This is a genomic window from Mesorhizobium sp. M0016, from assembly GCF_040324035.1.
Taxonomy (GTDB): domain Bacteria; phylum Pseudomonadota; class Alphaproteobacteria; order Rhizobiales; family Rhizobiaceae; genus Mesorhizobium.
Map to the genome: position 1 here is coordinate 1 of NZ_JAMYVM010000025.1, position 26,282 is coordinate 26,282.

At 59.4% G+C, this 26,282-nt stretch carries 24 protein-coding genes; 11 read left to right on the forward strand and 13 right to left on the reverse strand.

Translation table 11 applies throughout. From position 1 onward, the window contains the following. Window positions 1-41: 41 nt before the first annotated feature. The 8 genes from NKJ88_RS26985 (at window position 42) to NKJ88_RS27020 (ending at window position 8,962) form a co-directional block, all read left to right on the forward strand. Window positions 42-3,767, forward strand: a complete 3,726-nt coding sequence (locus NKJ88_RS26985; protein ID WP_352446243.1) for an SPM autocatalytic domain-containing protein — start codon at window positions 42-44, stop codon at window positions 3,765-3,767. A 130-nt stretch (window positions 3,768-3,897) separates the two neighbouring features. After that, entirely contained in the window at window positions 3,898-4,221 is a 324-nt protein-coding gene (locus tag NKJ88_RS26990) for a hypothetical protein (protein ID WP_352446313.1), read from the forward strand. Window positions 4,222-4,255: 34 nt separating this feature from the next. Then, window positions 4,256-5,005 (forward strand): lytic transglycosylase domain-containing protein, encoded by a 750-nt coding sequence (locus tag NKJ88_RS26995; protein ID WP_352446245.1) that lies wholly within the window; start codon window positions 4,256-4,258, stop codon window positions 5,003-5,005. 98 nt (window positions 5,006-5,103) lie between these two features. Then, the gene (locus NKJ88_RS27000) at window positions 5,104-6,303 is read left to right on the forward strand and encodes an ABC transporter substrate-binding protein (protein ID WP_352446247.1); all 1,200 of its coding nucleotides are present in this window, start codon (window positions 5,104-5,106) and stop codon (window positions 6,301-6,303) included. Window positions 6,304-6,316: 13 nt separating this feature from the next. Beyond that, window positions 6,317-7,030, forward strand: coding sequence for a thermonuclease family protein (locus NKJ88_RS27005; RefSeq protein ID WP_352446249.1), 714 nt, complete (start codon window positions 6,317-6,319; stop codon window positions 7,028-7,030). A 165-nt stretch (window positions 7,031-7,195) separates the two neighbouring features. Further along, window positions 7,196-7,948: a GGDEF domain-containing protein gene (locus tag NKJ88_RS27010; protein ID WP_023729554.1), complete on the forward strand. Its 753-nt coding sequence runs from the start codon at window positions 7,196-7,198 to the stop codon at window positions 7,946-7,948. A 101-nt stretch (window positions 7,949-8,049) separates the two neighbouring features. Next, window positions 8,050-8,289, forward strand: a complete 240-nt coding sequence (locus NKJ88_RS27015) for a hypothetical protein (RefSeq protein WP_023696398.1) — start codon at window positions 8,050-8,052, stop codon at window positions 8,287-8,289. Window positions 8,290-8,728: 439 nt separating this feature from the next. Continuing rightward, window positions 8,729-8,962 (forward strand): hypothetical protein, encoded by a 234-nt coding sequence (locus NKJ88_RS27020; RefSeq protein ID WP_352446251.1) that lies wholly within the window; start codon window positions 8,729-8,731, stop codon window positions 8,960-8,962. Between the two features lie 69 nt (window positions 8,963-9,031). Here the strand turns inward: NKJ88_RS27020 and NKJ88_RS27025 are convergent, their stop codons facing one another. The 3 genes from NKJ88_RS27025 to NKJ88_RS27035 all read right to left on the reverse strand — a co-directional run bounded on the left by NKJ88_RS27025 (window position 9,032) and on the right by NKJ88_RS27035 (window position 9,841). Then, a complete protein-coding gene (locus tag NKJ88_RS27025; protein ID WP_023670916.1) occupies window positions 9,032-9,277 on the reverse strand; it encodes a hypothetical protein in 246 nt (81 codons plus the stop codon). A gap of 98 nt (window positions 9,278-9,375) precedes the next feature. After that, a complete protein-coding gene (locus NKJ88_RS27030; RefSeq protein WP_245263537.1) occupies window positions 9,376-9,603 on the reverse strand; it encodes a hypothetical protein in 228 nt (75 codons plus the stop codon). Continuing rightward, window positions 9,596-9,841 (reverse strand): hypothetical protein, encoded by a 246-nt coding sequence (locus NKJ88_RS27035; protein WP_023729558.1) that lies wholly within the window; start codon window positions 9,839-9,841, stop codon window positions 9,596-9,598. Before NKJ88_RS27035 ends, NKJ88_RS27030 begins: the two co-directional genes overlap by 8 nt. Before the next feature lie 229 nt (window positions 9,842-10,070). Here NKJ88_RS27035 and NKJ88_RS27040 point away from each other — a divergent pair, with 229 nt between their 5' ends. Next, window positions 10,071-10,583, forward strand: a complete 513-nt coding sequence (locus NKJ88_RS27040; protein WP_352446253.1) for a response regulator — start codon at window positions 10,071-10,073, stop codon at window positions 10,581-10,583. A 1,074-nt stretch (window positions 10,584-11,657) separates the two neighbouring features. Here NKJ88_RS27040 and NKJ88_RS27045 read toward each other — a convergent pair. Further along, a complete protein-coding gene (locus tag NKJ88_RS27045) occupies window positions 11,658-11,885 on the reverse strand; it encodes an aminotransferase class I/II-fold pyridoxal phosphate-dependent enzyme (RefSeq protein ID WP_352446255.1) in 228 nt (75 codons plus the stop codon). Window positions 11,886-12,657: 772 nt separating this feature from the next. On the opposite strand from NKJ88_RS27045, the gene NKJ88_RS27050 reads away from it, so the two are divergent. Further along, complete coding sequence (locus NKJ88_RS27050) at window positions 12,658-14,088, forward strand: coiled-coil domain-containing protein (RefSeq protein ID WP_352446257.1); 1,431 nt, start codon at window positions 12,658-12,660, stop codon at window positions 14,086-14,088. A 289-nt stretch (window positions 14,089-14,377) separates the two neighbouring features. Here the strand turns inward: NKJ88_RS27050 and NKJ88_RS27055 are convergent, their stop codons facing one another. The 9 genes from NKJ88_RS27055 to NKJ88_RS27095 form a co-directional block, all read right to left on the reverse strand. Further along, on the reverse strand, window positions 14,378-15,673 hold the full coding sequence (locus NKJ88_RS27055) for an HlyD family type I secretion periplasmic adaptor subunit (protein ID WP_348528062.1): 1,296 nt from the start codon (window positions 15,671-15,673) through the stop codon (window positions 14,378-14,380). 71 nt (window positions 15,674-15,744) lie between these two features. Beyond that, on the reverse strand, window positions 15,745-17,457 hold the full coding sequence (locus NKJ88_RS27060; protein WP_023824747.1) for a type I secretion system permease/ATPase: 1,713 nt from the start codon (window positions 17,455-17,457) through the stop codon (window positions 15,745-15,747). Window positions 17,458-17,791: 334 nt separating this feature from the next. After that, window positions 17,792-18,706, reverse strand: a complete 915-nt coding sequence (locus NKJ88_RS27065; RefSeq protein WP_245260104.1) for a class I SAM-dependent methyltransferase — start codon at window positions 18,704-18,706, stop codon at window positions 17,792-17,794. Window positions 18,707-18,776: 70 nt separating this feature from the next. Then, window positions 18,777-20,036 carry a polysaccharide biosynthesis/export family protein gene (locus NKJ88_RS27070; protein ID WP_023824745.1) on the reverse strand — a complete coding sequence of 420 codons (1,260 nt, stop codon included), beginning with the start codon at window positions 20,034-20,036 and terminating at the stop codon, window positions 18,777-18,779. Beyond that, window positions 20,023-21,300, reverse strand: coding sequence for a hypothetical protein (locus tag NKJ88_RS27075; RefSeq protein ID WP_023824744.1), 1,278 nt, complete (start codon window positions 21,298-21,300; stop codon window positions 20,023-20,025). The genes NKJ88_RS27070 and NKJ88_RS27075 overlap by 14 nt, the downstream gene beginning before the upstream one ends. Next, window positions 21,297-22,301 carry an SDR family NAD(P)-dependent oxidoreductase gene (locus NKJ88_RS27080; protein ID WP_023711226.1) on the reverse strand — a complete coding sequence of 335 codons (1,005 nt, stop codon included), beginning with the start codon at window positions 22,299-22,301 and terminating at the stop codon, window positions 21,297-21,299. The genes NKJ88_RS27075 and NKJ88_RS27080 overlap by 4 nt, the downstream gene beginning before the upstream one ends. 44 nt (window positions 22,302-22,345) lie before the next feature. Then, a complete protein-coding gene (locus tag NKJ88_RS27085) occupies window positions 22,346-23,020 on the reverse strand; it encodes a sugar transferase (protein WP_023681043.1) in 675 nt (224 codons plus the stop codon). Then, the gene (locus NKJ88_RS27090) at window positions 23,017-24,168 is read right to left on the reverse strand and encodes a DegT/DnrJ/EryC1/StrS family aminotransferase (protein ID WP_023824742.1); all 1,152 of its coding nucleotides are present in this window, start codon (window positions 24,166-24,168) and stop codon (window positions 23,017-23,019) included. The genes NKJ88_RS27085 and NKJ88_RS27090 overlap by 4 nt, the downstream gene beginning before the upstream one ends. A gap of 49 nt (window positions 24,169-24,217) precedes the next feature. Next, window positions 24,218-24,946 (reverse strand): nucleotidyltransferase family protein, encoded by a 729-nt coding sequence (locus tag NKJ88_RS27095; RefSeq protein ID WP_023681041.1) that lies wholly within the window; start codon window positions 24,944-24,946, stop codon window positions 24,218-24,220. Window positions 24,947-25,580: 634 nt separating this feature from the next. On the opposite strand from NKJ88_RS27095, the gene NKJ88_RS27100 reads away from it, so the two are divergent. Further along, window positions 25,581-26,258, forward strand: a complete 678-nt coding sequence (locus NKJ88_RS27100) for a LuxR C-terminal-related transcriptional regulator (protein ID WP_023670902.1) — start codon at window positions 25,581-25,583, stop codon at window positions 26,256-26,258. Window positions 26,259-26,282 lie beyond the last annotated feature (24 nt).

Sequence of the window (26,282 nt, forward strand, 5' to 3'; positions counted from 1 at the left end):
CGGCCGGCAATGCGACGGGCCTGCAGACGCTGGCCGGCGCTGTGGTCGACACGACATGGGTCGGCAGCCAGCTGATCGGCTACGTTCATAACACCGACCCGAGCGTGGCCGCCAACCAGGTGTTCACCATCGCGGTGAGCAGCGTCAACGATACCGGCGCCGACTACACCATGACCCTGCTGCAGCCGGTCAAGCACACAGTGGCCGGCACCGAGGACGACACCGCACCGTTCACGGTCACCGCCACGGTGACCGACGCCGACGGCTCAACCGGAACCACCTCCTTCACCGTGGTCATCGACGACGACCTGCCTACGGCTGCGAACGATACCTGGGCATCCACGGTTACAGGCCCCACAGTTCTCATCGACCTGCTCGCCAACGACAAATTCGGAGCCGACGGCGTCGACACCGACAACAATCCGGTCAGCGGCCAGGTGACCGCCACCAACGGTGCTCACGGCACCGTCACCTACAACAACGATGGAACGTTCACCTACACGCCGACGGGCATCTATGTCGGCTCGGACTCTTTCACCTACACGATCAAGGACGGTGACGGCGACACTTCGACGGCCACGGTGACCCTGAATGTGCAGACCAACACCGTTCCATCGGGTGGCGGGACTGCATCGTTGACATTGAACGAAGCCGCGCTCGACACCACGCTCGATGCTTCGGCGCCTGCGGATCTCCAAGCCGGGGCCGTGACCGGCACCAACCCAGGCAGCCGCGGCGAGACGGCGCAAGCAATCAGCGGCATCACCTTCACCACGACCGGCGAAGCCATTGATGTTGCATTCGCCAACCCGACCGGCGATCCAAACTGGGTGGCGCCGACTGTTTCTGGCCTAGCCTCTGGATACACAATCAGCTGGGCGCTCGTCGGCAACCAACTCGTCGGCAGTCTGATACAAACGGCCGGCAGCGTGAACCTCGGCGCATTCGTCTATCTGGCGCTGTCAAACACGCACGCCGGCGCCAACAGTTCGTTGACACCCGTCGTTACCGCGACACTGACCGACCAGCTCCAGCATCTTGCCGGCTCGGGCAACGTCACCATCAACGGGCTTCAGGTGGTGGCCACCGACACCAGCGGTGATCATGTTTCCGGCTCGGTCAATCTGACGGTTCTGGACGACGCTCCGCTGCCGTTCACTCCGGATACGATCTTTGCTGAAGATGTGGCGCACGTGTCCGCAGTTGTTGGCAATCTGAATTTCGCTAACGCGGCCGGCGCCGATGGCGTTGGAGATGTCGTTTTCAACGTGACCGAGTTGTCACCCGTGACTGACCTTACCGGCCAGAACATATTCTTCAACGGAGAGCAGGTACTTTACCACGTCGTGAACCCGCATACGATTGAAGGACGGACATCACTTGCCAATGGTAATGATCTGGCGTTCACAGCAACGTTGGACCCGCTTAACGGCACCTGGTCGTTCACTCCGGCAGGAACGCTCTACGCCGGAAATCCTCTGAACACTGCCAGCGTTGCGCCATCAGGGGGCAATAACCAGGTAATCGCATTCAATTTCCCTGGGACCCAGGATCTTCTCGTAACCGCGAACGGTTCGAACACGGTAAATACCTCTACAGGTAACTTCGGCGTAGGCAGCGGGCAAAGTATCGCCGGAGGAGAAACCGTTCGCTTTGACTTCGTCAAAAACGCCTCGACGGATGGTTCGTCGAAAATATTTGGCGGATACTACGAGGCATCAAGCTTCACTACAAGTATAACAAAGACCAACAAGGAGCCGATTATGACTATCCGCGGGGTGAACGCGGACGGTGACACCGCGTTCTTTGGTGACGCTGGTGATACGACGGCTGCGGGTATCGTGGTTTTTGTCACCAACGCCGGCGGCTCACTTACGCCGCTTGTCACGTATGCTGGCGGAATTGCAACGGTTACCGGGTTGGAAGAAGGCGACATCATCAAGGTTGTTGCTACGACTGATGCATTCAGTGCTATCGAATTCACTGGAGTGGACAATCCTGCGACATCGCAAAGCGATAACTTCAAACTTGGTCCGGCCCAGTTCACGACAACCGACGAGGCCTCGCCGTTCAACGTTGCCATTCCCGTCATTGGCACCGATGGTGATGGCGACCCGATTTCCGCCACCGTCAATGCAAGTTTGACACCTGATCCAGCGACGTTGGAAGGAACGAACAGTGGCGATGCTCTCATTGCCACCTCCGTGATCCACAACCTCTTCGGCCTTGATGGCAATGATACGCTTACCGGTCTTGATGGTCAGTCGAACCTTTTGGCCGGAGGGCGCGGAGATGACACTCTCAATGGTGGCTCGGGAGCAGACCAGTTGTATGGCGGCAGCGGCGTTGACACCCTTATCGGTGGCGGCGGCAATGACACCCTTGTCGGTGGCGCGAACGCTGACACGCTGACAGGCGGTGCTGGCGCCGATACCTTCGTGTTTGGAGCTGGCGACTCGACGCCTGTCATCGGTGGGTCGGGTAATGCCGGCACGATCTCAGGCTATGACACCATCATCGACTGGGGCTTTGGCGGAACGGCGGACAAGCTCGACTTCGGTGTCGCCCCTATTGCAGCCATCGCGATCAGCGGCTTCGACGGCACCGACTCGGCCTTGACGTTCGGCGGGCAAACGATCAAGTCGGACGCAATCAGCGCGAACGGGATCATCACCTTCGATGACGCAGACACTTACGCAAATGCGCTGAGCCTCAACACAGCCGGCGGCGTGGCCGCAGCAGTTCAATATCTGATGGCGAATGACATTGGCGGCGCTGGCACGACCGTGGCCTTCGTTGGCAACGGGAATACCTATGTCTATGAGCAGACCACCACCAACGCGGGTGGCACATTGGTTCAGTTGACGGGCATCACCAACATTACCAACCTCAATACGCTCATCACGAATGGTGCCGTGGATCCCATCATCCTCGATCTCAACCATGACGGCTTCGCCTTCAGCGACCTCAACCACGGTGTCCAGTTCGACATCAACGGCGACGGAACGAAGGACCAGGTGGCCTGGAACACGTCGAACGATGGCATGCTGGCCATCGACCTCAACCATGACGGCAAGGTCGACGACGGCACCGAGCTGTTCACGCCGAGCTTCGGCGGCCGGAACTTCGCCAGCGGCGCGGCGGCACTTGCCTCGCTCGACAGCAACCATGACGGCGTCATCGACCACAGCGACGCGGCATTCGACAGCCTGCTGATCTGGAAAGACGCCAACGCCAACGGCATAAGCGACGCCGGGGAGTTGTCGAACCTCGCCCATAACGATATTACTTCGATCAGCACGACAACGACCTCCGCTGTCGGCGAAATCGATGGGCAGACCGTGACCGGCAACGGAACCTTCCAGATGGCCGACGGGACGACCGGCAACTATGTCGAGGTCGAGCTCGACACTTCGCTCGCCGCCCCGGCGCAGCCGGCCATCGCTTCCGACGGCAGCAAGACCTTTGCCATCGGCTCGCTGGAGGTCGCCGACCTGATCGCCGACTTCCACGATGGCGACAAGATCGATCTTTCCTCCTTGCTCAAGGGCCTTGCCGGCGTCACCGATCTCGTAGGCGGCGGTTTCGTGGAGATCGCGCAGTCCTCGGCCAATGCGGCCAATGCCGAGGTCAAGGTCGATACCGACGGCGGCGGCGACAACTATCATACGGTCGCCGTGCTGGAGAACTACACATTCCACAGCGCCGCCGATGCGGTTAAAATACTCTACGATGACAGCCACGGCACCAAGACGGACGTGGCCTAGCATTTTGCAGCCAAATGGGAACATTTGGCGTTCGCATAAATGCGGCAGAACAAATGACAAGGGCGAAAGGGACGGGGTGAGGAGCATGAACAGAATTTTGCGAGTGGCTTTCGGGGCCGGGCTGCTGTCGATGTGCGCGACAGGACTTCAGGCCGCCGACATCATCGACGGGCCGGTGGCCGACTATTGCCGGACCGTCGGCACATCGAACCTGGTGTTGAACGACAACATCGTCGATCTCAAGGTCCAGGTGGTCAAGCTGATGGACGAGTCGGTGGCCGTCGCCAACAGCTCGGAATGGATCAATTCGTCCCGCCCCGCCTTCGTCTGGGCGTCGGAAGCCAAGGTCGCCTGCGGCATGGCCTATGGCTACCTCAAGACGAACTACAAGGACGAGGACACGCTCAACAAGTGCGAGTGCTTCCACGACCGCATGGTCGAGTACATGAACTGACCGAAAGGGATCAAGTCGCGCCGACAGGCTGACGATGATCGCCCGTGGAAGATTGTCGAGAGCGATTGCCGGAGCGATCGCACTGGCCGTTTTTGCCCCTGAAGCCCGTGCCAACTGGCTGGAACGACCTGCCCTCGAGCAGCAAGCTCCGTCCGGCTTGACGCGGCCGGTTCGCTGCGATGTCGCTCCGGAATGGACGCGCGAGACATTCAAGGCGTTCGCGACGTGCCAGGCATCGCTCTACGGCCTGGAGCCGGTGCTGGCGCATGCGGTGATGGAGATCGAAAGCGGATTCGATCCCGATGTGCACGGCGCCGATGGTGAGGTCGGGTTGATGCAGGTAATGCCCGCGACGGCCCGAATGCTAGGCTTTCGCGGTTCGCTCGACGAACTCGCGGTCCCTGCGACCAACATCGCGCTCGGCGTCAGATATCTGGCGCAGGCAAACAGCCTTGCCGAAGGCGATCTTTGCACGACCGTCATGAAATATCGCGCCGGGCACGGTGAAACCCGGTTCTCCGAACTTTCGGTCCGCTACTGCCGGCATGCGCGCGCAATCCTGGCGAGAGAAGGTTTTGCGGTGGCCGGCCCGCTACCGGTGGCGACGTTCGGATTCTCCGCATTCCCGACAGCAGGAGACGATGGTGCCCCTGCCCCGGCGAGGCGGATTTGTGTGCGCCGACTGTTCGTGCCGGGCCCGCGATACATGAAATGCACGGACTATCGAAGCGCCGGGCAAGCCAGAATGATCAAGGCGCTCCGGGCAAAACTTTTCGACGGCTGAGCCATAATCCAGCAATTGCAAAGACGGCGAGGCAAGTCTGCCGTAAGATGAACGGATGAGACCGGGACAAATACCCGGCGGGATATGAGGGAGGCATCATGGATTCTGGCCGGCAGCGACACGGTTCGTGGACGTGGGCGATCGTCTTTGCGTTCGCGGGCATAGTGTCGGGCTGCCAGTCGAAAGGCAGCGTCTCGGACGCGCTCGATCCGGCGGCGATCGCCGCACCTGGAGCGCCGGTCACCGGCGCCGTTGCCGGTCCCGCCCAGGCGACGCAATCGCTCGGCACGGGATCGACGAAGGTCACGATGCTGCTGCCTTTGTCGGCCCCGGGCAACGCCGGCGAAAACGGCCGGAAGATGCTCGATGCGACCAAGCTGGCAATGGCCGACCTTGGCAGCGCACTGCTCACGGTTACGGTCGAGGACACCAAGGGCGACAGCGCGCACGCCAGCGAATTGGCTGTGAAGGCAATCACCACTGGAACCAAGATCGTCATCGGCCCGGTCGAACTCGCGGCCGCGCAGCACATAGCCAAGCTGTCGGGATCGAAGCGGCCGCCGGTGCTGGCGCTGGCCGACAATTTCGCCGGCGGCCCGGGCGTCTATGCGGTGCGCCTCAACGAGGCCGACAGCGCGGCCGCGGGCGCAGCCGGCCTGGCGGCCAAAGGCAGCAAGAAGTTCGTGTTGCTCGTTGCGGCAGGAGCGAATGCCGGCGCGGTTGAAAAGCGGGTCGCCAACAGCCTCAGCATCTATGGCGCGACGCTCGCCGTCACCATTCCGTATCCGGCCGGCGATGGCGGCACCAAAGTGGTCAATGATATGGGCTCGCTGGTCGAGGCTCCCGATGCCATCATCATCGCCAGCGGCGACGACAATCCGGCGCAGATCCTTGCGGCGCTCAAAACGAAAGGCATTCCTGGAAAAGCAATTGCCGTCGTTGGAACCAACCGCTGGCTGGAACATCCGATGGAGCCGCTGTTTGAAGGCTCCTACATCGCCACGCTCGACCCAACCGAAACCGGCCCGATCGCCGACCGCTTCAAGACGACCTACAATTATCCAGCCGACGCCAATGTCGCCTACGCCTATGATATGGTCGCCCTGACAGCAGGAATTGCAAGTTCGGCCGGGCCTGACGGCTTCAGCAAGCAGGTGCTCGAAAATCGGAGCGGATTTCGCGGATCGACCGGCCTGTTCCGGTTTCGGGCGGATGGCTCCAGTGAGCGATCCATGCCCTTCTACCAGGTTCGAAAAGGCGCACTCAAGCTGGTCGCCAAATCGACATCGGGGTATTGAGGGGCAAGGAACCTTGCTTGAGTTGATGGGCTGGCTGAGGCACAATCGCTTGATAGCGCTCGGAAGCCTGCTCCTCCTGGCCGGGGTCTTGTTGATCATGCGGGCCGCCGATCTGCTTCCCATCGATCGGCCGATACCAGCGTCGCGTCAATCCATCGACGATAGCCAGCCACTGCGACCAACTGCGACCGTCGCCAATACGCCATGGCGAGGACGGGCACGCAAGATTGCTCAGGACCTTATCGCGCCGCCACAGCTTGATCCGGCGCAAATCGAACGGGTCGAGCCGCGCCTGCCGCTCAGCGACCTTGGTCTGGCCGCGCCTGCAGGGATGCGGATGCCAAAGGATTGGAAAGAGGTCCTGCTGTACCAACCGGTTGCCACCTCGTCGGCAACCTTCGAATCGATGGGGCGCAAGGTAGCCATCAGCGGGATCCAAGGCATTGACCTGGATGAGACCTGTTCCTTTCGTGGCATCGCCTGGCCTTGCGGCCAGCGTGCGCGCGCGACGTTCAATTCCTGGCTGCGCGGCCGGGCGCTGAAATGCGTCGTGCCGCCGGAAATCGATCGTTTTGCCATTGGAGCACCGTGCAGCTTGGGCAAGCAGGATGTCGGCGCGTGGCTTGTTTCCAATGGCTGGGCGACGGCCCTGGCGAGTGGCATCTACGGCAAGGCGGAGGCAGTGGCCAGAGACGCGCAGATGGGGATATTCGGCCCGCCGCAATAGCCGATAATTCGGTGTCGTCGCTTTTACCGCCGTAGCCTTGCTTTTGAAAGCCTGGTTTCGGGCCGATGGTAGGTGATTGCGCCATTACTAAAATTGTATGTTTCCTCGAAACTGAAAGTGCAGCACCTTGGCCTTATGACAGCCGATCAGGCGGGAGATTGGCTAATGATGACACCAATGGCGAATAGCTCGCCCCGGCAATGGAAAGATATCGCATGGCTGACTGCCCTGGGATCGGCGGGAATTCTGCTCCTCTCGGTTGGCCTAAATTATCTGCTTCTGTTCTCGGAAGCCTTGACGCCGTTCGGCCGCAGCATGGTCACAGCGATCCTGTTGCCGGTCATCGTCGGTGGCCCGCTTTTGCTGTTCATTGGCCTGCAGCGGACCGAGCTCGTCCGTTATCGAAGAGAACTCAACAAGTCGGCGACCTTTGACAGCCTGACAGGCTGCCTCAACCGGACAGTCTTCACGTCGATGGTCGAAAGGAGAGCAACCAGGCCGGAATCGTCTGGTCCAAGATCTGGCGCCTTCCTGGTCATTCATCCCGAACACATCAGGTCCATCAATCTGCGCTTCGGCCTTGGCTGGGGTGACGAAGCCTTGCGGCTCATAGCCTCGACCATCCAGTCATCGGTACGCAAGGAAGATCTGGTGGGCCGGATCGGAACCTCCATGTTCGGGGTCTTTCTGCCCGGTGCGACAGAAGACGACGCCAGGGAGATCGGCGACCGTATCCGGGCGCGCGTGGCCCAAGCCTATTTCGCGCCAAAAGGAACCGCGGACACGCTGACCATCAGCGTCGGCGGCGTGGTGTTTGAAAACGAGTTGGAATTCGAGGACATGTTCCGATCGGCGGAATCGCTGTTATCCGGCGTCGAACGCCAGCCCGGATTTCAATTGTCGCACCTCCACAACTAGCTGAAACAAGTCGTTGCCGGAGGAACACCGCCGCAAATGTCTTGCCGCACGGCTGCGGCAGCGATCATCTTGGCCCTTGTTGCCAACCGGACGATTGACCCATGGGCGGTTTCAACCCGTGGGAGGTCTGGTTCCTGACGGTGCTGACGGCATCGCCGCGCATCGCTGGCAGTATTTGCCGGACCGACCAAGTTCTGGTTGCCGCTGGTTGCAGCAACCTTGATCGCCTTGATGGCCGGCTATCGGACCATGCTGCTGCCGCCGAACTCCTGACAGGTCGAGACACCCGCCGCGCGAGTAGCATCAGGTTCGGCGCTCAGGGCACGAGCGACAAAGCTTGAGGGCGCACAGATAGCAGCTGGATCCCCACGGCTCTCTCTTCATCCGTGGGGATCACAAGCACGTCGACGTCGGAACCAGCAAGGCTGATGACCTCGTCGCCTCGTCCATTCAGCTTGTGGTCGATATTAACCGCAAGCCAGCCGGCCACAGCCCCGGCCCTCTCTCACAGTTCGAAGACGCTTTCGATTTCGCCGTTGATTTGGTCGGCAGGGATGCCAGGCTTCTCGGCCGCTGTCGTCAATTGGTCTGCTAAGTCGCTGGCGGCGATCGGATCGCCCCGCGTCACAATCGCGGCGCGGAGGGGTTTTATTAGCTCGCCCTCATCTTGACGCCGGCGCCGGCTGCTCCAAGGTCTTGGGCATCGCTCGGGGAAGTATCAAAGTTGGCGACGAGGTCGCAGTCACGGCGATTGTGCGCGGCCGGGTGACGCCCGATCGCATGAGCGTGACGATCCCCTCCTACGACTTCCCGCATTCTGTTGTCGATTCGACTTGGAAGACTGTGATTGGCCAGCATATGGAATTGATCGGCCCTGTCACACGCATCGACGGGGACAAGGTAACCGTCAGCCTCCGGCCATTGGTGACTGTCGAGGCCGAGCACGTGCGCCTTGTCGAAAGACATGTGGCACTTCCACGCGGGCCAAAAAAGTCGCTGTTTGACAAGGCTTAAACTTCGTTGCCGACCCCAGGAACAGCCCACTGAAACTTTCTCCTTCACATCGGCTCTGGTCGCCTCCCGCTAGCTGCCGGCGCGTTGCGATATCGGCACAGTAGACGGGTTGGCATTTTCCGAACTTTCCGCCATGTCGTCGCGATGACGTTGGCGAAGGCGCTTCAGCAGATCGCGTGAGGCTTGAATCGCCCTGCGCGATTGATCCATGTTCTGACGAAACGTGGCGCGTTCCTCCATGGACTTCTGCCACTTCAGCAAGGTGGCCGTAGTCGCAGTAGCGGCTTGAGCGATTTCTATGGGCGTTGCAACCATCGCATTCTCCCTAAAAAGGCAATGGTAAACGCAATCTTTATAGGCCCAACGAAACCCTTCTCCAATTAAAAACGACCATACGGCATACGGCAAAATGGCTATTCGTCGGGGCGCTCGACGGCAGCTTCGTCGACCTCGGCCTCCATCTCGTCGTTGACGGTCTTGGTCTTGCCAAAACCGTCCATCGCCACACCGTCAAAGCCCTGCAGCCACGCGTCGGCATGTTCCTGCCAGTAAGCTGGCACCTCACGCTCCTTGCCATCCTTGCGCGCTTGGGCGCCGTACATCCAGGCGTAGGTGGCGCGTTCCTGATCTTTCTTAGGCATGGCCATTTGCATCATCCTCCCGGAAATCCAGCAGCCTTGCGTGCCGCAGCTTCTCTTCGCCTTTGAGGGTCTCGACCCAGCCAACCAGTCCGGGCTTCAGCCACTCGGCCTTTTCCTTTTTATGTCCCTTCGGGACCGGGCCGCCAACCTTGCCCTGGACACGATCCCAAAGCGCTTGCCGCTCATCGGCATTGAAGTTGACGAGTGCGCCGCCTTTGTAGAGGCCCTTTTCAGCCATGATCACCTGGGTAGCTTTGCCGCGCTCGCGCTGTGCACCGTGATTTGCATTTCCTTTTCCTCAAAGCACTTGATCTTGCGCCAAGCGCTCGTTTGCCGCTGCGATATGGACTGCCCTTGAGCTTCGAGACCATGCCTTCTAGCCCGTCTCGTCGACCAGGTGGCAAACGGCGTCACCAGTGCGGCATCGCTCCGCTGAATTGAATGCGCCCGCCGGCAGGGATCATTTCGTGCAGGATCTCGCCGCGATCTTCGGTCGGCATCCCGCGCAGGTCATGATGCTTGGAACGCTGCCGGTTGCTGACCGTTCTCCGTCAATGGAAGCCCCGAACCAACAGAGCCAAACGATCCTCGTGGTTGACGGCGACGTCATCGCCCGATGCGTCATCGCGGACTATCTCCGCCACTGTGGCTACAGGGTGATTGAGGCCCATTTCGCACGTGAGGCGCAGCAAGCGTTGAACTATGCGGAGTTCGGTGTGGACACCGTCTTGTGTGACGTTGACCTGCCGGGCAACATGAACGGGTTCCAACTGTCGAAGTGGGTTCGCGAGAACAAGCCCGAGGTCAAAATAGTGCTTTCTGCCGCAGTAGAACGAACTGCGATCGCGGCGGGCGACCTTTGTCAGCAAGGCCCGCACCTTGCGAAGCCGTATGAGCCGGCCAACGTAGTGGACCATATCAGGCGACTGCAGCGTGTTTGGAGCTTACGATCCAGGAACCCTGGTGCAAAGCGCAATTGATCTCTGTCCAGACGCCGAGAGGCTCGTCTGCATACCAATGGTGATTTAGCCCTGCGAACTGGACGCCGCTCAAAGGAAGAACGGCGTATAAGCCGCAGTCCTGCGTGCGGCCGCAACAGTGGACGGTTGTCGCGCGCAGGACGGAGGAAATTCGCCCTCCTGCCGCGGGCGGTGAACGGGATACCGTAGGAGCGTCAGCATAGCGCGGGCCACAGGACGAGACGCGGCACCGACTGTCCCGTCCGGAAGTCCGGATGTTTTGGCGAGGCCGACCGGCTGAGATCGTGCGCATTTTGGTTCTCGACGGTACGGCCGCTGATCGGCGATGATGCGAGGACCGAGTTGCCCGGAAGAAATCGATCTGGTCTTGCACCTTTTTTGCTTCCTCATTCGCGGGGCAGCTTGTGATTTTCCAGCCTGACAGACCCTCCCCTGTCTATAAGAAATTTCCCGACGCATGAGCGCACGTCCAACACAGTGCGGGCTCCAATGCTCACCGGCTGCGCGAGAATGGTAACCACCTACCTTGAGAGGAGCGCCACGTGCGTATTCAACGATGCAGGCGCTGCCAACCTCGGCATCCCCGGGAATAGCAGGCTTATAAATGAATATATCGTTGATCAACGCTATCGGCGCAGCCGCCGGGAGATGGACAGACCGCGTTCCAGCTAGGGGGATCGATGTTCCAGGCTAAAGGCATTGGCATGCCCGAATTAGAAAAAAGACCTGAATCCCGTAAAGCAGCAACAAAATGCCGAAAGCTATCCAGAAGCCGGGTCGCGTAAGCAATGCCAGATCTTTTCTTAGCTGCTCCATTCACATCAACTAACATGGCCAAGCGTCGTTCCCGTCCGCTGGGGACAAATTTCAACTAAGCTAATAGGCTTCGTCGCATAATGGCCGCGCCACCGCGGATCGAGACACCTCAGCGCCCCGCATGAGCACGCGCAACTCGATCGGAGGCGCAAGGAGAAAGTTCGGAACGGTTCCAAGAACCCCAAGCAAATTGAGCGCCGCAGCGGACGATAAGGTTCACGCATATCCCGGCGAACATCCGCACAGCAATGGTCAACATCAACGGCAGAAGGGCGTCCGAAAAGAAACGCATCTCTGCGTCACCGCCTCATCGAGAGTCACCGCAGCGGCATCCTGAATACAGGTCGGCGATCCGAAGAGCGTGCATTGCGCAAGATTTTCCAGATGAACTGATGCCGAGACCGGCCCAAGCGTCCACTCTAGCCTCCAGCCGGTCATTGCATGAGACTTCGACAGGCTGTTCACAATTATCGTCCGCTCTCTCATTCCGGGAATGCTATTGAGAGGAACTCGCCGTCGAACACTGTGCTGCGGTAAACCTCATCGCTGATGATCCATAGATTGTGCCGCTCGGCAAATGTGGCAATGATCCTCCTTGCCGAACACATATCCGCCGGGATTGTTTGGGGAATTCAGCAAGATCGCCCGCGTTCGATCTCCTACCGCTGAACGGAGAATATCCTCGGATGCCTTCCGCCGCGCATTTTGCAGCGATAGTTTGACGGGTCGGACCACTGCTCCATCGGCGCGTATTGCCGCTTCGTATGTAGATACCAAGGCTCGAGGCAAAGCACCTCGTCGCCAGCTCCGGCAACGGAAGCTTAGTGTGATTGAGCGGCCAGGCGGCCGGTCCCCAATTCGTTCGAATGATGCGCTTGCCTCGCCAATGTCGCATGGTGAGTCAGCCGGCAAACCAAAACACTCAACCGCCGGTTAGGCCCGGCCGCCTGATGCGCCCCACAAGAGGCTGTGCCGGGCCGTTCGTCGGGGCTTCTGCACCTGAGCGTTAATGTGCCCAGGCAACACACCATTGACGCCAAGACGATGGCAAGAAGGGGAGCCGCGCAGTCCTCAAGAATAAGTCAGCAGGCACCTAGACCGATGTAGGGCCTTCCAATCGCAGCTCTCGGCTCCTCGCGGCGCCGGCGCCCTGGCATCGTTTGATTGAACGAAGACGCTGAGTTGAGCTCTCGATACAAAAGCATCTCAGTCCTCGTGCCTCAATGGTTCCGGGCATGCGGCTGCAGGGGATGAAGTCATGAAGTTCAGGGATTTGATCAGACGCGCCGAGGACAATGTGGAGAGGTCGTTCGACGATCTCGAAGCTGACTTGGCTAACGCTGTCGACCAGTGCCTCGATTTGGAGGATGTCGCCGACGTGCCAAACATGGCAGGCGACAACAACGAACAGGATGACAGCGTACCAAGCGAGGACGGTGCCGGCGACGACGATGATAGCTCGCCGATACCAGCGCATCGGATGACCTCACATACGCAGAGCCGAATTGCTGCCGTGAGCTCGTTTAACGGCTTGTTCCACGATGCCAAGCTCCATTTCGAGGAGATCAACGCAAAAATCTCCGAAATTACAAGCACATGTCAACTGACGTTCGAGTTTTTTCACATCCTTCACGCGGACATTCTCCGTGCGAACGAACTGGAGCTGGCGAATCAAAATCTGATCGCAGATCAAAGGAACTTGTCGGAAACACTCAATGACCTGAACAGACGGTACTGTGAGCGTCAAGGCACCATCGAGACATTGCAGCAGCGCCAGGCAAGCCTTGTTCAGGAGTGTGAAGTGCTCCGTGGCGCGTTGGCCGCGGCAAGGCTGGAGCTGGTCGAAGCGGCGAACACCACCACAAAGAACGAAGCGGAATTTGGCGACCTCACGAACATGCTTGCCGCCGCAAATGTCGAGGCCGACAGGCGCTCCCGAGAGAACAAACAGCTGCGTGAAAAGAATGTGAGCCTGTCTATTGACCTGGAAAAGGCCATGAAGCGGGAGGAAGAGGCACGGCATAGGCTGGATGCCTTCTCGACGATCCATGCCAACGAAGCTGCGCGAAATTCCGAAATGCTGAGTGCGCTCGGCAAGAGCGAAAAAGAGGCAATCAAATTGCACACCTCACTCGAGGTTGCGCAGGCGAAGTTATGGGAGGTGACCGAAGCAGCCAGGATTATGCAGGCGGACATGGATGGCGAGCTTAAACGCTGCCAGGCTGAGAACCGAGGATTGCGCTCAGAAGTTCAAAGCCTCCAATCGCGCTTCGAACTCGCCTCAATCGCAAACAACGAGGCCGCGGCCGAGATCGCCAGGCTCCAGCTACAATGGAGCGACGCCCTAGCGGAAAAACAGGTGACTGACGAAAGGTTGGCCGCACTCGCTGAGGAGGCCGAAACCAACAAGGTGAACCTTTCCAAGATCACCGCAGATTTTGCACAACTGTCCATGCAGCAGGCATCCGATCAGATTGAACTCGATGTGAGACGGCAGGAATGTGAGGACTTGCGGGTCGAAATTGCCTCGGTCAATGCTCGGGTCAGGGAATTGCTGCCCTACAAGAGGTCGCATGGAAGCGCGAACGCCTTGCCGCATACATCTGACGTGGCAAATGTAGCGGTGACTGCAGACCGAACGGTGCATGCCGCACGCCGTGTCCGCCGGAGGGCCCTCGCCGCGTCGTAGGGGCAAAGAACCTCTCCTCGTGAGGCAATTGCCCCTGTCGATGATCGTGGAACGGTATGCGCTCTTTGTTGCGCAAAAGATGACAGGACGCTAACGCTGTTGTCGGAGCAGGACTTGGTGAGGCGGCCAGGAAAATCCTGTTGGGGCCTTGTAGCCGGGACAATGTCCCAGACGAGCTCGCGCGTCGTCCGCCGGCGTCACCCCTGTCCGGCATCACGTCGCCTACCAGCCAGTATGTCAGCAAGCACGCCTGCAGTGTGCCCGCGGTCGACCGCCCACAGCCGCCATGTCATTGCCGGAAAGCCCTCGACATCTGGTCGGTAAGTGGCTTCAGCAGATAAGACCAGACGCTGTGTTCGTCCGTACTTATGTGAACCTCCGCTGGCATACCGGGTTTGAGCACTTTGGCATCGGTCAGACATGTGGACTTGTCTTCGACATTGATGCGCGCCGAGAAATAAGAAAGCTGGCGCTGTTGATCTTTTATCAGGTCCGCCGAGATGCGCTTGACAGACCCTTGGCAGGCAGGCGTGGTACCGGCGTCGAAAGCCGGAAACCGGATCGAGACCCGCTGACCTGGACGAACGTCATCTATGCGCGACGGCGCAATCAGCGCGTCGACCACAAGGTTGCCGGTGTCAGGGACGATCATCATCAGAACTTCGCCCGCGGCAATCACGCCGCCGATCGTGTGAATGGAAGATTCCTGTACCGTTCCCGATTGCGGAGCGCGGATGGTGGTTTTGGCCAGTTCGTCCTGCGCCACAACCTTGCGCTCGCTGAGTTCGGTCTGCTTGGCTTCCGTTTCACGAAGTTCGCTCGTTACGTCACTACGCCTTTGTTCATCGAGCTGAAGTATCTGCAGTTCGGTCTCGCTGATCCTGGCCTGCGCCTCGGCAACCGCCGCCGCGAGGCGCCCTGATTCTCCGTGCGCCCGGGTGGCATCCAGTCTGATGTTGCTAAGTCGCTCTTTGGACACCAGCTTCTTTGTAAAAAGCGCCTGTACATCGACAAGATCGCCATCCAGCAGGACCACGGATTGTTCTTCCGCGGTCTGTTGCGCCTTGAGGCCCTCAACTTGGCGTTCGAGTTGCTTTGAGCGGCTTTGCAACTGTGCCTTCTGCCCGTTGAGGGCCGTAGCGCGGCTGTCGAACAGCGTGCGCTCGCCGTTCACCAGCGCAGCCAGCTCCGGCTCGCCCATTCGCGCTTGAAGGCTGAACGGAAGCTGCATCTCCGACAGGCCTTGCCGCTCTGCCTCCAGCCGCACAAGCCGAACCGTTGCCCGATCAAGATCCTTGCTAATTATCTGCAGATTGGCCCGTGTCAGTGTGTCGTCCAACCGTGCCATCACATCGCCGGCCCGTACATGGTCCCCATCTTGCGCGAAGATGCCCCCTATCGTGCCGCCCGTCAGATGCTGGACCTTCTTTATGTTGCTCTCGACCACCACGGTCGCAGGCGCAATTACCGCGCCAGCAATCTTGGTCAGACCGAGCCAGAGCCCGCCGCCGGCAATTAACGTAACCGTGACCGCCGCCCCCAGGATCAGGTTGGCCCTGATTCCATCGCGCGTGCCCGAAATCATCGCGTTGCGCCGGCTCCCATTGCCGATCGGGGCCGATGGAGCCATCGTCGCCTCAGACAAAAAAATATCCCTCATGCATGACCGCTCACCCCTTTGTGCATCGCGACGGCCGCTGCCGGGCGTTCAACAGGCGCAGCAAAGGGGCGGATGACGTTGGCCAGGACCTCCTCGCGTGAGCCGAAGGCGTGAAGCATCCCATTGGACATTACGAGTACCCTGTCGATGTTGGTAAGGGCAGAAGGACGGTGCGCAACTACGATGACGATGCCTCCACGTCTGCGCACTGCCAGGATCGCGCCGGCCAAGGCGGTATCGCCATCGACGTCCAGATTTGAATTCGGCTCGTCCAGAACGACGAGAAACGGATCGCCGTAAAGTGCCCTGGCAAGCCCTACGAGTTGCCGCTGTCCAGCCGACAACGCTGTTCCTCCCTCGCCCATGCGAGTTTGAAAACCGTTCGGCAATCGCAGGATCATTTTGTCGACGCCCGCTGCCTTGGCAGCTGCAAGCACGCCCTTGGCGTCGCCCTTCCCGCCAAATCGCGAAATGTTATCGGCAACCGTTCCATCAAACAGTTCGACGTCCTGGGGCAGGTAGCCAATATGTGCGCCAAGACGTTCTTGGTCCCATTGGTCAAGCGAGGCGTCGTCCAGCCTCACCGTGCCGCGAAGTGGCTGCCAGACGCCCACCAGCGCGCGCACAAGCGTGCTTTTGCCAGAACCGCTCGGGCCGACAACGGCCATTCCCGTCCCTGCAGCCAGGCGGAAGCTGACATTGGCTACCGTCGGTTTTTGCTGGCCCGGTGGCGCTATAGTCAGGTCCTCGACCGCAAGCTCCGCTTGGGGGCGCGGAAGTTCCATATGTTCGTCCCGGTCAGGAAAAGCGGCCAGGGCCGTTGCCAGTTGCGAATAGCTTTGCCGGAACGCGGCGAAGCCTCGCCAGTTCGCGATAGCGGCGTCAACAGGAGCCAATGAGCGGCCCAGCAAGATGGAGGATGCGATGATCACACCTGGCGAGGCTTCGCCTCCTATCACCAGGTAGGCACCCAGTCCAAGAACGCAGGACTGCAAGGCCAAACGCAGTGCCCTAGAGAGTGCCCCGGTGGCGCCGACGACGTCGGAAAGCTTCTCTTGGTGCCTCAGATATGCGTTATTGATCTCGCCCCAGCGGTGGGCAAGCCGTGCGGAAAGGCCCATCGCGCGTACGACCTCCGCGTTGCGGCGTCCGGATTCGGCGAGATTGCGCTGCGACACCAGCGTCTCGGACGCGCGTGTCACCGATGTGCGGCCAAGAACTTCCGCCATGACCGTGAGCAGCACGACAATGATCGCACCGCTTGTGGACAACAGACCGAGCGCGGGATGCAGGAAATAGATGATCAGCAGGTAAAATGGAATCCACGGAGCGTCGAAGATGACAGTCGGCCCCATTCCGGAAAGGAAGCCGCGTAGCTGATCGAGATCACGGAGGGGCTGTATCCGGTTCGCATCCTGCCCGCCAATGAGCGGCAAGGACAGCGAGAGGCCGAACACCCTCTGCTTCAAATTCCTATGGACACGATTGCCCACTCGAACCAGCAGGCGCAGCCGCACGAAATCCAGCAGCCCGTAGACAGCGTAAAGACCCAGCATTCCGATGGTGAACCCGACAAGCGTCGGAACGCTCTGCGAAGGTAAAACGCGATCGTAAATTTGCAGCATATAGACCGAGCCGGTCAGGGCGAGAAGGTTTATGACTGCCGAGAATACGCCGACGCCTACCAGGCCAGGCACGGTCCCAAGCATTGCGCCTCGCAGATCCGACGAACTCCTTCCACCAGGGTTCATGGGTTTCGACCTCCCGTGAGAGATCGTTGCGCAAGCTCACTGGCCCCACTGGGCACGGACAATCTCTTGCTGTTCAGGAGCGTATCCCCTTAGCCTTCTAATATTACGCCCCACTAACATGATTGGACTTTAGTCAAAATGTAGCAAAATCGTGGCGCTGCCCTTAGAAACCCGGAACCCACATGTCAAATCGGGGGAAAACTGCCGTTCCACCGTATTTAGACGGGGTTTCATGCAGGGCGAGCCACCCCAAGAAAACCGCTGCCTGCCGTTTTCGGGGCTTTCTCGGGATTTAGCGCTTCCTCGCAACAACCAGGAAGTGTTGCGCCAGCTGGCCAGGAACGCAAAGCCTTCTGCAGGCCTTCTCGACAGGCTGCATCATCATTTCACAGAACCCTGGCAACAGGTTTCCCGGCCGAGGCAGGTAACCGTACGGTATCGTCTGCTCGACGGTGAATCCCGAGGCAGTCAGGAGGGCCTTGAACCTCGCCGCGCTCAGCGTGTGGCGAATTGTGCGTCCAGACACTCGATTGAGCAGCCGGCACGCCAGGCCGACGGGCGACGTCGCATTCATGTGAACGTTGCACACAAGCCGCCCGCCATCTTTCAGGTGCTCATTGATCGCTTTCAGTGCATGCCATTTCAGTTCATCCTCTGCGTTCAGGAAAAAACGAAATGCGGTTACCACATCGAACGTCATACCCAACTGCTCCCTTGTCACGTCGACGTGACGCAAACTCACATTGGGCGGTACTTGAGCGCTGTCGAGCATAGTTCTGGAAACGTCGGCGCCAACCACCTCGCTGAAGAGGCCGGCGGCTACCTCGGCGATGCGACCTGTTCCGCATGCGAAATCGAGGCAGTTTCGGCTCGCTCCGCTCAAGGGGCGAAGAACGTCGAGGATCAGGGGCTTTTCGATGTTCTCCCAAAGCGCGCCATAATAGCCGGAACTGTGCGTTTTGTTGTAATGTAGGCCGTAGCCGGGCGCGCAATGGCTGGTCCTGTAGCCGTCCGACACCCAGCCGCCCTGCGCATTGCTCTCCTTGCTGGACGTAAATTCATGCCAATTTCCGGACTCACCGGCGCGCGACCTGGACCGCACAATTCGCGCTGACGGCATATGGGAAGCATAACTTGCAGACTGCGTCATCTGATCCGCGTTCGTTGAGGGTGTCAGGGTCGCTCCCTGGTTGAAAATGCGCCTCACCTTGGATCTCCGTTCAGTTGGGTTGCCCCCCCGATAGAACAGTAAGCTCCGCACGGACTGCGCTGACGCCCTATTGGACTGCCACACTTTGCAGTTCACTGCTGAATCTGGCTTCGAGAGTATCCCCCGGCAGCACAATCGCATCTTCGTCAGCCAACAGCTTGCGCCATTCATTGCCGATCTTGCGCACAATGGTCACCTGGGCCCGTACCGTTTCGCCGGCAATCGGCAATGGCTGTGTGGATGCTCCGGTCGGCTGCAGCTTCTCGCTGGCGGCATGGAGCCTGGCGGTGACATCCGCCAGCCGGGCGTTGGTGTCCTTCAGATCCGTCAGCAGGCCAATCCTCCTTTGATTGTCGTTGCGTTCGTGCTGTCTGACAAAGTCCTCCTGCTGGCGCCGCGCCCTCATCAGTTCGACCGAGGTTTGAAGCGCGCCGCTTGAAGACAGAAGCAACGCGCGCCTGACATCCGCGAGCCGGGTGTTGGTCAGATTGCCTGCATCGAATGCCTTCGTCACTCGCGCCAAATCTTGCTCATCCGCCTTCACGCTCTCGCCCTCGACTCGTTCGCGTTTCTGCAAAACGCCAATTTGCTCGGCAGCGTCCGTCCGGCCCTTCTCCAGAAAATCCTGCTCTTGCCGGAAATCACTCAGCGCAACCTTCAGCGCCTCTGCTTCAGCCTGAGCCATCGCGGCTACAACGCTCGGCGAAAGAGGTGATCCCTGTGGTGTCTTCTTGTCGAAATCCGCCTGGCCCTGAAGCTCGGCGCGAATGCGGGCGGCGTGAAGGTATTCTTTCGTGTAATCTCCCCAGAGCATTTCGTAATCGCGCTTGAGATCGACCGGATCAGGCCCGGCCTGGCCCGCCCGTGATCGCAAAAGACTGAAGCCGCCGGAAACGGCCAGCGCCTGCCGTACAGTCATGAGCGGACGGTAGGCCTGTTGTCCCGGGGTGAGCACATCGCCCGTTACATAGATCGGGCGATAGTCCGCTATGATCGCTGTGACATCGTCGGGCTCGACAGTAACTGTCTGCTCCCGCCCATCAGTCAGACGCACGTGAAAAATCTTGCTTGGCAAGACCTCTTGCATGCGCCTTTGCAATTGGGACGCCGTCAGGCCTGCGACCATGATCATTCCAGCCTCCGGAAGGGCGATATTGCCATCCATCTGGACTACGGCGCGCTGCGTCCGATCAGGGATCGGCGCTATTCCTATCTCGACCGTATCGCCAGGTGAGAGTTGATAGGGCTCGACCTCGCCTGCGCAAGCCATCGAGGTTAGCGACATCATCACGACTGCGCCAAGAACGTATCGTCTACTGAAGGTCATTTGCGACAATCTCCTTCCGGTCGAACACCGGCTTCAAAGGCCATTCAACACGACTAACGAAATCGTATACCGGGCCACCGGGCACGCCCCAGTTGCTGGACCAGACCACCTGGGTGCCGTCTGGAGACGGAGAGGCATGCGTCTCGCTCCAGTAGTCGAAGGGCGCGTTGTGCGTGTCTGCGACACGGCGGACCTCTCCACTGCCGTCTAGACGCAGCGCAATGACTTGCTGAGCGTAAGGCGCCCAGTCGGGATGCTGCGATAGTTCGGCTGGCGTGCCGCCATAACTCAGAAACACCCAGCCGGGCCTGCCGAGCGACCTGAGTGACGCATGCATGGCCTCGCCATATTTCATCAGCGAGGTAGCCTTGCCATCAGCCAAGCGGCGCTTGATCACCTGATATTTGTCAGGATCCGATTTGCTGATCCCGACATAGATTTCGCTTCCGTCGGAATCGACCGTCATGTCGCCATGGCCCGGTCGATGGTGCTCCATCCACTTCTGGCGCAATATGCCGTCTATGGAGAAGACGAAACTCGCTTCGATTCCGTCCGGTAATTGCTGGGAACACACTATGTTGATTCCGAGTGGTGAGATCGAGCAGGAGCCGGTTGTTCCCGGTAATTCGGCAAGATCGATATCCGGGAATTTCCGCCGTTGCTTTAGATCGTAGCCAAAGACCACCGCTCTGCCGTCATTGTTCGTTGCACGCACCGCAATCCGGCTGCCGTCGCGGCTCGGATTGCCTTTGTTGGGTCCAAATTTGAGGTTGGAGTACGCTGCGGAGGCAAACACGACGTCCTCATGATCGGTACGTGGCGCCCATGTCGCAATCTGCCGGCCCCCGACGCAGATCATCAACTCGGGATCAGTGGGATGCCATTCGCATTCGGTAGCGCGGTTGCGGTGGAACAAAGGCAAGTAGGTTTGTCCGTCGAGAAAGCACAGGCCACCGCAGCCATTCGCGATCAGGAGCAGGCTCTGGTCGGCATTCCAAGCCTGTGCGCTTGAGTAACGGTGGGTGCAGTACTTCTTCCCGCATACACCCGCCCGGCCGAGAACGCCCGGTCTGGTGATCCGTGCGAAAACCATGCCAGACCAAGGATCCCTTGTTTCGCGCACATAGCCCGGCAGGTTGTTCAGGACCGCAGTGGCCGCCGCCTCCGCTGCCTTGCTTTGACGGCCACCGGCAACGTAGATGTTGGGAGATATGGCACCGGCAGCCAGCAACAGCGCCAACGCATGACGGCCGCCCAGGGTCATGTCATGTAACCCACTTCGCGCCGTACCCGGCCTTCACTAAGGCGCTCGCGCCACCACGTGATTGTTCGCTCCAGCCCATCGCGCAGGCTGGTCTGTGTCCGCCATCCAGTCTCGCGTTCAAAGCGCGAGGAGTCGGCGAGCAAGGCGCGAACTTCGGAATTTTGCGGCCTCAGGCGCCTTTCATCACGACGGACCGGCTTTTTGCAATCGGTCAACTCAAGAACAATGGCCAATACGTCCGAGACGGTCGCAGCGCGTTGGCTGCCAGCGTTGTAGGCGTGGCCGAACTCGAGCTGGGCGAGACCTGCGGTCAGGAACGCTGTCGCGGTATCTTCGACATAGGTCAGGTCGCGGATCGGGCTGGTATCCCCGATCATGATTGCAGGACATTTCGGGTCGAGGACCTGCCGGATAATGGTCGGCACGATGGCGCGTTCACTCTGGCGCGGGCCATACGTGTTGAAGGGTCGCATGATGACCACAGGGACATCGAACGACCTGGCGTAGGACTCCGCCATCATGTCGGCGCCGATTTTGGACGCCGAATACGGTGACTGTCCCTGCAGGGGGTGTGTTTCGCCGATCGGCATGGTTTGGGCAGTTCCATAGACCTCGCTCGTCGAGGTATGGATCACCCGCTCCGTCTCCCACAGGCGCGCCGCTTCGAGGACATTCACCGTGCCTAAGATGTTGGTTTCCACATAGGACTGGGCAGCGGCGTAGGAGTATGGAATCGCAATAAGCGCCGCCAGATGAAAAACCGCGGCTTGGCCGCGCATGATCCGGTTAAGGAACGCACTGTCGCGGACGTCACCACGGACGAGCCTCAACTGGCTGCGGATGGTGTCCGGCAGATCGTCTAGCCATCCATGGCTGTCGAAGGAATTGTAAAGGGCAAGGGCTGTGACATCTGCCCCGTTGCGAACAAGCGCCTCCGTGACATGCGAACCGATGAATCCGTCCGCGCCGGTCACCAGGACTTTCTTTCCATTGTAGCTCATCACTGCGCATTCCTTTGGCTGTTTGGAACGCTTCCCTTGGATATTCAAACGTCGATCGGCGGTACCGGAACCCAACCGACCACTGCCAGCACTCCCCGCACCATCCACGCGAGGTCGGAGACGATGGTGCGTCGCGGATAATATGAGAGGTCCAGTGTTGCCTTGGCGGGGAACATGACCTCCCGGTAGAACACGATCGGATCTACGGATTGGGGGAAGTAATGCGCTTCGTGCCGAAAAACGACCTGGGCTGGTCCCAGCAGGCCTGGCTTGTATTGCAGCACGGCCCTAAGCTCGCCCCGGAAACAATCGGCGAAAGCCAGGCTCTCGGGCCGTGGGCCGACGATCGCCATTTCGCCTTTGAGGACATTCCACAGCTGCGGTAGTTCGTCCAGCTTCGTCGCTGCGAGAAAGCGGCCAACGGTGGTCATGCGTGTATCGCCCACGACCGTCAGCGCAAGGCCTTGAGAGCCGCAGTTCACACCGAATTTGCGAAATTTGTACATGCGGAAGGTTCGGCCGCCGGCCCCGATGCGGGTCTGAGCGAACAAGATCGAGCCACCGCCCTCGAGCAGAAGCGCTCCGGCGATCAGCAGCATCAATGGCGCCAATGCGACGGTAGCGATGCCCGCCACCGCAAGATCGATTGCGCGTCTCGCAAAGCCGTGATCAGGATTGGGAACGAACATCCGGTGAAAGGCAGGGTCTAACGCATTCATGCAGCAGTTCCTCTTTGGGCGCCTGCTTTGAGCGCGCCTGTTTTGAGCGCGGCTGCCAGGGCAGCCACGACTGATTCGGCGGCGGCGGAAGTGATCTGGGGGTGCAGCGGAATTGTGAGCTCTCGCTCAGCGAAATCCTCTGTTCGGGGCAAACTCACGCCGGGAAGGCGCTCGCGGTAGAACGTCATTTGGTGCACCGGCGGGTAGTGGATGGTGGTCTGTATGCCCTGTGTCCGCAGCTCGTCGATGACATCCTGCCGGCTCGCGTAGCGCGGCAGGACGATCGGCATGATGTGGTAAGCCGACGTCCGGGGTTCGCTAAATGGAATGACAATGGCTGGGCAACGGTCCGCGATCAGGCGTCGGTACAAGACAGCTATGATACGCCTGATTTCGTTCCACTCTTGCAGGTTCTGCAACTGAACCAGCCCTATTGCCGCTCGCATCTCGTCCATTCGGTAGTTGAACCCGAGCATCGTGACATCATATTGCGGCGTACGACTGTTCAGCCGCTGATGCGTCCCCGTGGTCATTCCGTGCCCGCGGGCCAGGCGAACCCTGTCGAGCAGATCGGGGTCACGTGCAATCACGGCGCCCCCTTCGGCCGTTGTCATGTTCTTGTTGCCATAGAAGCTGAACGCGGCCGCGGCGCCGAAGGTCCCGACTTCCCTAAGCCCGGGCGCGTGCGCAGCGTCCTCGATGATATGCAGCCCGCGAAGCCGGGCGAACCGCTGCCATTGTTCCCGATCGGCGAGATACCCGGCGAAGTGAACGAGAATGACCGCTTTCGTGCGCGTCGTGCACCGCGCTTCGGCTTCCGCAACCGAGATCAACGGCACGTCGACGGACTCGATGTCGACGAAGACCGGCGTCGCCCCTACATACAGCACCGCATTCGCCGTCGCCACGAACGTCAGCGAAGGAACCAGTACTTCGTCGCCAGGGCCGATGCCCAAAGCATGGAGGAGAAGATGGAGCGCTGCGGTGCAGGAACCAACCGCGACGCAATCTCGCGCGCCATGCATGCTGGCAAAGGCCTGTTCGAACTCTCGTACCCTGTCCCCCATCGTAAGCCAGCCGCTATCAATCACCTGCGACAGGGCTGCCTTCTCTGGCACGCCTAGGATCGGGGCGCTCACCAAGAGCATCTTGACCTCCTGAAAGCCTTGTTAGTGGCTAGACCTCTGCATCAGACTTTCATGCGGCTGCAGCGGCAGCCGCGACCTCGATTGAGGACGACTGATCTTCCCAGGCAATTGCCTGTGCATTCTGGAAGTCATCGACACGACCGATGTCGAGCCAAAGACCGTCATGCTTGTAAACATGCACGGTCGTGCCGCCCTGCATCATCTGCAGCATCAGGTCATCGAACCCAAATGGGATCCCGGACGGAATGAACCGCAGGACATCTGGGTTCATGCAGTAAATACCCATGCTGACGAGATGGGAAAGCGTCGGCTTTTCCCGGAAGAGCTGGACGGTATTGTCGATCTCGTCGATGACCCCGAAGTCCATCTTGATATGACGGCACGCCGTGGCGATCGTAACGGGATCCCTATGCAAGCGGTGCGCGGCTACAAACCGGCTCAGGCTTAGATCTGTGAGGACATCGCCGTTCAGAACGACAAATGTTTCGTTCAGTTCATCCCTAATCAGAGAGAGAGGTCCGACGGTGCCGAGTGGCTCCATTTCCTGGGTATATTTGATCTTCAAGTTCCATTGCGATCCGTCGCCGCAGACGCTCCGGATCAAATGTCCTAGATACCCTGTCGTAATATATACCTCTTCAATGCCGTTGCGCCGCAGCCACTTCAAAAGCAACTCAAGAACAGGCCTGGCCCCTATCGGCATTAATGGTTTCGGCAGGACCGATGTAAACGGTCGAAGGCGCGTACCCATCCCACCACATTGAATCACCGCTTTCATTCGATCCTCCTGATCTGCAGTTGGCTTTGTTCGGGATCGGTGTTCCATTGTCCGGCCAGGGCACACCCTCAAATCCGGCCAAACCTCGGCGGCAATCCGAACATCATATGCGAAAAGGTATGTGACAGCCGGGGCGGCTGTCGTCGTGCATTCGAATGGTAGGGATTCAAAACGTTCAAGGTATTAGATGGCCACGAGATCAACAGCCGATAGAAGCGCGATTGGGCACTGATCATGACGCCGATAAAACGAAAGCAATTGCTTTCAAGAAAGCTGCGATCCGCCAGGGGCGGACCGGCCTACAGGTCCGGCGACAGCGGGTGGCGACATAACAGATGTCACATGATTACGATGGTCCTGAACAGCTGGCTTTGGACCCAGAAATGGGAAACCGGCATCGTTTTGCGGACGGGCACCGCACGCCAGGGTTAAAAATCTATGGATGAGCTTCGCAATTTAGTATTATATTAGACGTTCTGGATGTGCGTGGATGGGACGCTGCGGACATCACTGTGATGCGTTGACCAGTGGATGGCCGCCATTTTAGGACCACCACGGATTGTCGATCATAGGCGAATGGGAGGTTCCAGCGGGTTTTCTCGTCGGGAACCGAGTAACGCGTTGGGGTAGTTGCATGGCTCGGATCGTCATTGCCGACGATCACGGCTTATATCGGCGTGGTCTCCGGCTGGCTCTCATGGCTGGAATTCCAAGCGCCGAAATATTCGAAGCTTCGTGTTTCGATGCCGCGGTCAATCTTCTAGAGGAGCAGGCTTCCATCGATCTTGCGATCCTCGATCTGAACATGCCTGGGCTGTTCCATCAGGAAGTGCTCAGCGACTTTATGGCTGCCTATCCTGACACTCGCTTTGCGATCGTTTCCGGGGATGATTCCCGCTCGGAGATACTGACCGCGCTTTCGATCGGACTTCACGGGTATATCGTCAAATCGCAGAGCGACGAAGAAGTCGTGCTGGCTGTAAACGAAATCCTCGCTGGCCGGATCTATGTGCCATCTCTGCTATCTCGAACGTCTGCCGACCAGAGATCGCATGCCCCCCCACCTCCGGTTCAAAATCCCAGCCGCCGGCACGAGGGCTCGGGCGACGTCGCTAGGCTGACGTCTAGACAGAAGGACGTCCTCAAGCTGATGGCAGAGGGGTACTCGAATAAGGAGATTGCCCGTAATCTGGACATTGCCGAGGCGACAACGAAAATCCATGCCGCAGCCGTGCTGCGTGAGCTTGGGGTTAGAAACCGTACCGAAGCAGCTGTGTTGCTCCAAAGCTGGCTGACGAGACAGGCGAGTTGACGTATGCCCCTCGAACCGGCCCGA

What these genes read in the sequence shown, in the direction of transcription:
- NKJ88_RS26990 (WP_352446313.1), top strand. Translation starts at nt 3,898, where the DNA reads ATGTGCGCGACAGGACTTCAGGCCGCCGACATCATCGACGGGCCGGTG.
- NKJ88_RS26995 (WP_352446245.1), top strand. Translation starts at nt 4,256, where the DNA reads ATGATCGCCCGTGGAAGATTGTCGAGAGCGATTGCCGGAGCGATCGCA.
- NKJ88_RS27000 (WP_352446247.1), top strand. Translation starts at nt 5,104, where the DNA reads ATGGATTCTGGCCGGCAGCGACACGGTTCGTGGACGTGGGCGATCGTC.
- NKJ88_RS27010 (WP_023729554.1), top strand. Translation starts at nt 7,196, where the DNA reads ATGATGACACCAATGGCGAATAGCTCGCCCCGGCAATGGAAAGATATC.
- NKJ88_RS27015 (WP_023696398.1), top strand. Translation starts at nt 8,050, where the DNA reads ATGGGCGGTTTCAACCCGTGGGAGGTCTGGTTCCTGACGGTGCTGACG.
- NKJ88_RS27020 (WP_352446251.1), top strand. Translation starts at nt 8,729, where the DNA reads ATGAGCGTGACGATCCCCTCCTACGACTTCCCGCATTCTGTTGTCGAT.
- NKJ88_RS27025 (WP_023670916.1), bottom strand. Translation starts at nt 9,277, where the DNA reads ATGGTTGCAACGCCCATAGAAATCGCTCAAGCCGCTACTGCGACTACG.
- NKJ88_RS27030 (WP_245263537.1), bottom strand. Translation starts at nt 9,603, where the DNA reads ATGCCTAAGAAAGATCAGGAACGCGCCACCTACGCCTGGATGTACGGC.
- NKJ88_RS27035 (WP_023729558.1), bottom strand. Translation starts at nt 9,841, where the DNA reads ATGGCTGAAAAGGGCCTCTACAAAGGCGGCGCACTCGTCAACTTCAAT.
- NKJ88_RS27045 (WP_352446255.1), bottom strand. Translation starts at nt 11,885, where the DNA reads ATGAGAGAGCGGACGATAATTGTGAACAGCCTGTCGAAGTCTCATGCA.
- NKJ88_RS27050 (WP_352446257.1), top strand. Translation starts at nt 12,658, where the DNA reads ATGAAGTTCAGGGATTTGATCAGACGCGCCGAGGACAATGTGGAGAGG.
- NKJ88_RS27055 (WP_348528062.1), bottom strand. Translation starts at nt 15,673, where the DNA reads ATGATTTCGGGCACGCGCGATGGAATCAGGGCCAACCTGATCCTGGGG.
- NKJ88_RS27060 (WP_023824747.1), bottom strand. Translation starts at nt 17,457, where the DNA reads ATGCTTGGGACCGTGCCTGGCCTGGTAGGCGTCGGCGTATTCTCGGCA.
- NKJ88_RS27070 (WP_023824745.1), bottom strand. Translation starts at nt 20,036, where the DNA reads ATGACCTTCAGTAGACGATACGTTCTTGGCGCAGTCGTGATGATGTCG.
- NKJ88_RS27075 (WP_023824744.1), bottom strand. Translation starts at nt 21,300, where the DNA reads ATGACCCTGGGCGGCCGTCATGCGTTGGCGCTGTTGCTGGCTGCCGGT.
- NKJ88_RS27080 (WP_023711226.1), bottom strand. Translation starts at nt 22,301, where the DNA reads ATGAGCTACAATGGAAAGAAAGTCCTGGTGACCGGCGCGGACGGATTC.
- NKJ88_RS27085 (WP_023681043.1), bottom strand. Translation starts at nt 23,020, where the DNA reads ATGAATGCGTTAGACCCTGCCTTTCACCGGATGTTCGTTCCCAATCCT.
- NKJ88_RS27090 (WP_023824742.1), bottom strand. Translation starts at nt 24,168, where the DNA reads ATGCTCTTGGTGAGCGCCCCGATCCTAGGCGTGCCAGAGAAGGCAGCC.
- NKJ88_RS27095 (WP_023681041.1), bottom strand. Translation starts at nt 24,946, where the DNA reads ATGAAAGCGGTGATTCAATGTGGTGGGATGGGTACGCGCCTTCGACCG.
- NKJ88_RS27100 (WP_023670902.1), top strand. Translation starts at nt 25,581, where the DNA reads ATGGCTCGGATCGTCATTGCCGACGATCACGGCTTATATCGGCGTGGT.